Origin of the sequence: Streptomyces rishiriensis (assembly GCF_003112535.1) — a bacterium.
Taxonomy (GTDB): Bacteria; Actinomycetota; Actinomycetes; order Streptomycetales; family Streptomycetaceae; genus Streptomyces; species Streptomyces rishiriensis.
Map to the genome: position 1 here is coordinate 175,336 of NZ_BEWA01000015.1, position 6,833 is coordinate 182,168.

5 protein-coding genes are annotated in these 6,833 nt (G+C 75.2%); 2 read left to right on the plus strand and 3 right to left on the minus strand.

Annotated elements, in window-relative coordinates; genetic code table 11:
• Nucleotides 1-131 precede the first annotated feature (131 nt).
• On the minus strand, nucleotides 132-1,337 hold the full coding sequence (locus Sri02f_RS26295; protein ID WP_109003804.1) for a hypothetical protein: 1,206 nt from the start codon (nucleotides 1,335-1,337) through the stop codon (nucleotides 132-134).
• Between the two features lie 724 nt (nucleotides 1,338-2,061).
• Between Sri02f_RS26295 and Sri02f_RS26300 the strand changes: the two genes are divergently transcribed.
• Nucleotides 2,062-2,547 carry a roadblock/LC7 domain-containing protein gene (locus tag Sri02f_RS26300; protein ID WP_109003781.1) on the plus strand — a complete coding sequence of 162 codons (486 nt, stop codon included), beginning with the start codon at nucleotides 2,062-2,064 and terminating at the stop codon, nucleotides 2,545-2,547.
• Between the two features lie 126 nt (nucleotides 2,548-2,673).
• On the opposite strand, the gene Sri02f_RS43675 is transcribed toward Sri02f_RS26300, so the two are convergent.
• Nucleotides 2,674-3,324 carry a hypothetical protein gene (locus Sri02f_RS43675; RefSeq protein ID WP_109003782.1) on the minus strand — a complete coding sequence of 217 codons (651 nt, stop codon included), beginning with the start codon at nucleotides 3,322-3,324 and terminating at the stop codon, nucleotides 2,674-2,676.
• A gap of 261 nt (nucleotides 3,325-3,585) precedes the next feature.
• Here Sri02f_RS43675 and Sri02f_RS26310 point away from each other — a divergent pair, with 261 nt between their 5' ends.
• Nucleotides 3,586-5,229, plus strand: a complete 1,644-nt coding sequence (locus Sri02f_RS26310) for a serine/threonine-protein kinase (RefSeq protein ID WP_109003783.1) — start codon at nucleotides 3,586-3,588, stop codon at nucleotides 5,227-5,229.
• Nucleotides 5,230-5,419: 190 nt separating this feature from the next.
• Here the strand turns inward: Sri02f_RS26310 and Sri02f_RS26315 are convergent, their stop codons facing one another.
• Nucleotides 5,420-6,784, minus strand: a complete 1,365-nt coding sequence (locus Sri02f_RS26315; protein ID WP_109003784.1) for an FAD-dependent oxidoreductase — start codon at nucleotides 6,782-6,784, stop codon at nucleotides 5,420-5,422.
• Nucleotides 6,785-6,833: the final 49 nt, after the last annotated feature.

The following is a 6,833-nucleotide window of genomic DNA, read 5'->3' on the forward strand; positions in this document are numbered from 1 at the left end:
TGCGTGTGCCGTGGGGACCGCGTATCCACACCGGAGCGCCTGACACGTGCGGACGGCGTCCCGGGCGACTTCGGCTTTCGGTCGGCGCACACCCCCTGAGGGGGCGATCGGCCCGGGACGCCCGGAGACTCCTACCGCGTGCTCGCCCCGGAGCCGCCGTCCTCGCCGTCGGGGAGGGCCCCGCCCGGCTCGGCCGGCTCCGCGGGAGCGGCGGCGGACGCCGCCGGCACCGGGCGCAGGCCCTTGGTCGACTCCTTGAAGCGCTCCAGGGTGCGGCCCAGCTGCTGGAAGGGCGAGCCGGCGCGCCGGGCGGGCGCCGGCCGCGGCTCCCCGACCTCGGCGGCCGCCTCCCGGTACGCGGCCAGCGCCTCATGGGCGTGCTCGGCCGCCTCCCGGTACAGGTCCCGGGACTGCGTCATCGCCTCCAGCGCCTCCTTGTACATCGCCACGAGCCCGCGTTCCCGGGCGAGCTCCTCCTCCAGGGTCAGCAGCTGCCACTGCTCCCGCAGCGCCGTGAGCGCCGTGTCGGCGCCCTCCGGCAGGGGCCGGGGCAGCGCGGCGAAGCGCTGGACGGCGTCCAGCAGCTCGGTGGGGTGCGTGCCGTCCAGGAACACGGTGCGCACCGAGAAGTCGGCGGCGTCGTAGTCGGCCGGGGCCGGGGAGCCGGGCAGCACCAGAGCGCCGCCGCGCGGCACCTCCACCCCGGACTCCTTGAGGGCCCAGTTCAGGGTGCGCAGCTGGTGCGGGGCCGCCCGGTGCTCGACGACCCGGTGCTGCAGACCGGGCGGGAGCAGGGGGACCAGCGAGCGCCGGCCCCGTTCGTCGGGCGTCATCGCCTCGTGGACGACGAGATGCACCGTCCAGGTGTCCCGCAGGGCGTTGCGCAGCGTGCGCCGCAGGTCCTTGTCGTCCGCGGGCAGCGGGTTGACGTCGAGGTAGCGCTCGCCGGTGACGGTCTCGTGCCCCCACAGGGCGTCCGACTCCCACGGCCAGAACATGGCGGCGGGCGACGGCCAGCGCAGGTCCCACGGGCGTTCCGCCTCCGCCGTCAGCGTCCACTCCTGCCCCCGTCCCGACCACTCGGCGAGGGTGAGCCGGGCGCGGACGGTCACCTCCTCGTCCACCTGCCACCGGGCCTCGAAGGCCAGCTCCCCCTCGGGGGTGCCGACGTCGGTCAGCTCCTTGAAGTCCTCGAGGGTCTCGGCGTCCTTGCGCGCCTGGAGGTTCTTGCGCAGGACGTCGGGCGCGGTCGGGCCGGTGTGGCGGCCACGGGACTGCCACACCGTGGACGGAGTCGTGGGCGGAACGGTCGCGGAGATGTGCGTGACTCCATTCATGAGGGCGGGCGACGACATGGCGGCGAGGTGCGAAGGCCAGTATCGCTCGCCGCGGGGCGTGCGCGATCAAGCGGGCGGGGGTCGGCGGCGCGGGCGCCCGCGCCGCCCCTGTCGGGGGTGCGCCTTCCCCAGCGCGAGACGCGTCACGCGTGCGGAATCCCGGGCGACCGCGCGCCGGGTGTGCGGCGGGCGAACGGGGAGTGCGCCGCGCACCTCGGCCGAGGTCCCCGCACCCATGGGCCCGCAGGGCCCCGGGACCGCAGAATCGGATCCTGTGGACAGGGCCCGCCCACCATCCGCGTAGGGGCGAGCCCTGTCCGCGCGCCCCCTGGGCAGGTCGCGCGCGGGCGCGCAGAAGGATTGCGCGCGGGCGCGCACGAGCACGACCGGTTCGCCGCCGAGGCCGCCGTCCGCCGCGGCAGGAGACCGCCGTCGGCCGGGCGGCGCGACGACCCCGCCCTTCCGCGCCCCCTCTTCCCGGGAGCCGCACCCTCGCCCCCGGCCCTTCGCGCGCTCCTCCCTGCCTGCCCGCTCCCTGCCTGCCTGCTCCCTGCCGTCGGCGGCAGTCCGTTCGCTGCGGCGACGGTCGGGGCATGCCAGCGGAAAATGCCGAACCCATCGCTTTCGGCCGCCGCCTTCCGTAGCCTCAGCAGAACCTGAACCACCCCGCGTCGCACCGCACTTGATCCGTATCAGTCGACAACGCGCCGAAGGGACACCGGTCATGGCCGTCGAGACCGAGGTTCTGAACGAACTCCACCGGCTGCGTGCCCGCGTGCCGCACCTGACAGGGGCACTGGCGGCGAGCACCGACGGCCTCGTCCTCGCCCAGGACATGCCCGACGTGCAGCCGGAAGGGCTGGCCGCGCTCACCGCCGCCGCTCTGGGAGTGGGACGCCGCATGGTCGACCTCTCGGCCAGCGGCGAGTTCTGCGAACTGCTGGTGCGCGGGGCCGGAGGATGTCTCGCGACCTACCCGGCCGGTCCGGCCGCCGTCCTGACGCTGCTCGCCGGCGACCGCGTCAACGTCGGGCGCCTGCATCTGGAGGGGCGGCGCAGCGGCGCACGCATCGGCGCGCTCATGGCGACCCGGTCCACCGACGAACGGCCCCCGGGGGGCGGCGGCGAGCCCCCCGTGCGGCCGCCCGGGGGCCGGACGCCCGGCGCGCTGCCGGTCCGTATCCCGCCGCAGTCCCGCCACCGGCCGTGAACGAAGCGCGCCACCGACCCTGAACGAGCCCCGCCACGGTCCGGGAACAGTACTGCCGGGTGCCGGGTGGCGGGCGGCCCGCGGCGGTGCGGCGGGCGGCCGGGTCACACCCCGCCGCCCTCCGTTTCAGCGTCCGCGCCGGCCGCCGAGCCCGCGCCGACGGCCGCCGGTCCGCTCCGGCCCCGTGCCTGACGCGGGCGCGCTGAACCCGCCGGGGACCAGGCGCGGCGGCCCCACGGACGGTGCCGCCGTCGCGGACGCCGCGGGACGGCCGACGGCCTCCCGGCCCGCACCCGCCCCCTCGTACGGGCCTGCGCCGCGGCCCGCGGCCTGGCCCGGCCCGCTGCCCGCCCGGGCGTCCGGCTCCGTCTCGGAGGCGCGGTCCGGCGGCGGCAGCGCCCGGCTCAGCACACGCGCATGCGGCAGCAACGAGGCGCAGGCGGAGCAGACTTCGGTGAGGGTCCACACCTGACCGACCGCCGGGTCGTGCCGCAGAACGAGGACGACCGTGCCCGCGCAGGCGACCCGGGCGCTCTCGTGCAGCGCGCACCGCTGACGGCGGCACCAGCAGGCGGCGTCGTGGTGCACCGCCGCCGCTCTGGCGTGCGCGGCCGCGTGGGCCTCGGCGAAGCGGCGCAGGGCCGCGAGGTCGCGGGAGCGCGGCGGCATCGAGCACGGCGACGAGCAGGTGACCGACGCCGTGCGGTCCCGGTGCCCGACCACGCGGATGGTCCAGCAGCGGCCCGGGCGTCGCGACGACGGAGCGTCAGGGTGCATGAGAGTCAAAGCGCACGTCCTTCGTGGGGATGGCGAGGGGCCAGAGGAGAGGACAGAGAGGGCAGAGAGGAGGGAGCGGAGCGAGGGAAGCGAGGGGGGACGGGGGACGGGAGTGCGGTCCCGGGACGCTGCCGGCGCGGTCCGGTACGGCTCGCCGGAAGTGACCTCGCTCACAGCATGCCCGTCGCTCCGCGGACCCATTCGCGCGGCGCTCCCCGGACGGGCGCACGGTCTGTCGGCCGCTGCCCCTAAGCTCCCCCCATGAGCACAGGGGAACCCCACAGACGGGTCGTCGACGGCCGCTTCGAGCTGGTCGAGCGGCTCGGCGGCGGAGGCATGGGTCTGGTGTGGCGCGCGCACGATCTCGCGCTGCACCGGGACGTGGCGGTGAAGGAGGTCCGGCCGCCCGACCCGGACCTGGCCGAGTACGACCCCGAGGGCGCGCGCACGCTGCGCGAGCGCGTCCTGCGGGAGGCCCGTGCGCTGGCGCGCGTCCATCACCCGAACGTCGTGACCATCCATCACATCGTCGACGGCGGCGAGCGCACGTATCCGTGGATCGTGATGGAGCTGGTCGAAGGGGGCTCGCTCCAGGACCGGCTGCAACGGGGCCCGATGCCTCCGGCCGAGGCCGCGCGCCTGGGGCGCGAGGTGCTGGCGGCGCTGCGCGCCGCGCACGCCGTCGGCATCGAGCACCGTGACGTGAAGCCCGCCAACGTGCTGCTGCGCCCCGACGGGCGGCCCGTGCTCACCGACTTCGGCATCGCCGCCGTCCGGGAGTCCGCGGGTCTCACCGTGACCGGCGCCGTCATCGGCTCGCCCGACTTCATGGCGCCGGAACGAGTCGGCGGCAAGGAGGGCGGGCCTGCCGCCGACCTCTGGTCGCTGGCCATGATGCTGTACGTCGCCGTGGAGGGCAGCCATCCGCTGCGCAGGGCGAGCACGCTCGCCACGCTGGCCGCCGTGCTCGGCGAGGACGTGCCCGCGCCCCGCAGGGCCGGGCCGCTGACCGCCGTCCTCGGCGCGCTGCTCGTCCGGGACCCGCGGGTCCGGCCCGACGCGGCGGAGGTCGACCGGATGCTCGCGGCCGCAGCCGGGCAGGCGCCGCCCGAGCCCGCGCCGTCGCCGCCGCCCGCCGCGCCGACCTCGTACCACCTCGCCCCGCCCGCGTTCGGCGATGCCACGCCCGCCCTGCCGCGCACCGGTCCCGCCCCCCGGCCGCCCCGGCCGCGCGTCGCCGTCCTGACCGGGGCCTTCGCCGCCGCCGCCCTCACGGGCGTCCTGGTGTGGGCGCTGCTCCCGAGCCTCCTCCCGGACGGGAGCGACGAGGGCGGAGCCTCGCCCGCGCCGGGCGTCGCCGTGTCGTCGAGCGCCTCCGCGGCGCCGGCCGGCCGGCAGACGGCCGGGTCCGGATCCGGTTCCGCTTCCGGCGGGGCCTCCGCGGACAAGGTCGACCTGCTCGGCGGTGACGGCGTCGAACGCACCGTCGCGAAGCTCACCGCGGCCATGGGCGGGTCGAAGGTCACCAGCCTCGCGGTGTACGAGGAGTACGCCATCGCCGAGGCCCCGGTCCACGGCCGTCCCAAGCTCTACGACCGCTACACGTACCGGGGCGGGGACGTCGCGGTGAAGGACGGGCCGGGCGGCACCGTCATGACCGGCACGCTCCCGGTCGACCTGCGCCTCTACGACTGGGACGCCGTGTCCGCGCTGCTCGCCCGGGCCGGCCGCACCCTCGGCGTCCCGAAGCCGACGAGCCGCTACCTGCTGATCAACCCGGCCTCGACGGTCTTCGAGACCGAACCCACGATGAGCGTCTATCTGTCCGACGACTACGGCAGCGCGTACCTGAAGGCGGATGTGCACGGCCGGGTGATCGAGACGCACCCCCGCGACGACGGCTGACCGCGGTCGACCGCGCCGGACCGCCTCGTGTCCCTGGTCCCAGCCGGCTCTCGGCCCTGGCCCTGTGCGCGCCGTGCGGCGCTGCTCCTGACCGCGGCCCTCGCCGTCGTCGGCGGCCCCCGGCGGGAGGCATGCGGAGAGGGGCTCGGCGGACGTCCGCCGAGCCCCTCCTCACATGCTTACCTCGTGACTACGCCCCGCTCTCGCGCAGCATGTCCTCGCGTTCGACGATCTTCACGCGTTCGCGGCCCTGGGGCTCGCCCAGTGCCTTCTCGGCGGCGTTCAGCCGGTGCCAGCCCTGCCAGGTGGTGAAGCGGACCTCGCGCTCGGCGAGGAGGGCGTCCACGGCTTCGGGCTCGGGCGAGAGGGGTGTGTGCAGGCGGCCGTCCGCGTGGTCGGCCAGCAGGTTGGAGACCGTCTCGTTGGCGTCGCCCTTGGTGTGGCCGATCAGGCCGACCGGGCCGCGCCGGATCCAGCCCGTGACGTACGTGGACTGCAGGTGCTCGCCGGACTCCTCGATGACGCGGCCGCCCTCGTCGGGGACCGTGCCGGAGTCGAGGTCCCACGGCAGCTTCGGCAGTCTGTCGGAGAGGTAGCCGACGGCGCGGTAGACCGCGCTGACGTCCCAGTCCTTGAATTCGCCGGTGCCTGTGACGTTGCCGGTTCCGTCGAGGGCGGTGCGCTCGGTGCGCAGGCCGACGACCTTGCCGTCCTGGCCGAGGATCTCGGTGGGGGATTCGAAGAAGTGCAGGAAGAGTTTGTGCGGGCGCTCGCCGACGTCGCGGATGGCCCAGTTCTCCAGCGTCTTGGCGACCATGTCGGCCTGCTTGTTGCCGCGCCGGGTCGCGATCGAGCCGTCGTCGTAGTCGATGTCCTCGGGGTCGACGATGACCTCGATGGTGGGGGAGTGGTCGAGTTCGCGCAGTTCCATCGGGGAGAACTTGGCCTGTGCGGGGCCGCGCCGGCCGAAGACGTGGATCTCCAGTGCCTTGTTGGCCTTCAGGCCGTCGTAGACGTTGGCGGGGATCTCGGTGGGGAGGAGCTCGTCGGCGGTCTTGGCCAGGATGCGGGCCACGTCGAGGGCGACGTTGCCGACGCCCAGGACGGCGACCTTCTGGGCGTCCAGCGGCCAGGTGCGGGGTACGTCGGGGTGGCCGTCGTACCAGGAGACGAAGTCGGCGGCGCCGTAGGAGCCGTCGAGGTCGATGCCGGGGATCGCCATCTCGCGGTCGGCGGTGGCGCCGGTGGAGAAGATCACCGCGTCGTAGAAGGCGCGCAGGTCGTCCAGGCTGATGTCGGTGGGGTAGTCGACGTTGCCGAAGAGGCGGATCTGGGGCTTGTCGAGGACCTGGTGCAGGGCGGTGACGATGCCCTTGATGCGGGGGTGGTCCGGGGCGACGCCGTAGCGGATCAGGCCGAACGGGGCGGGCATGCGTTCGAAGAGGTCGATGGAGACACCCGGGTCGGCGGCCGCGGCGGACTTGAGCAGCGCGTCGGCGGCGTAGATCCCGGCGGGGCCGGCTCCGACAATGGCTACCCGCAGGGGGCGGGGCATGATCAGGTTCCCTTCGAACGGCGATGGATCGACTCCGGGGAAGCCTAAA

Coding starts and splice junctions, on each gene's coding strand:
- Sri02f_RS26295 (WP_109003804.1), bottom strand. CDS start 1,337: ATGAATGGAGTCACGCACATCTCCGCGACCGTTCCGCCCACGACTCCG.
- Sri02f_RS26300 (WP_109003781.1), top strand. CDS start 2,062: ATGGCCGTCGAGACCGAGGTTCTGAACGAACTCCACCGGCTGCGTGCC.
- Sri02f_RS43675 (WP_109003782.1), bottom strand. CDS start 3,324: ATGCACCCTGACGCTCCGTCGTCGCGACGCCCGGGCCGCTGCTGGACC.
- Sri02f_RS26310 (WP_109003783.1), top strand. CDS start 3,586: ATGAGCACAGGGGAACCCCACAGACGGGTCGTCGACGGCCGCTTCGAG.
- Sri02f_RS26315 (WP_109003784.1), bottom strand. CDS start 6,784: ATGCCCCGCCCCCTGCGGGTAGCCATTGTCGGAGCCGGCCCCGCCGGG.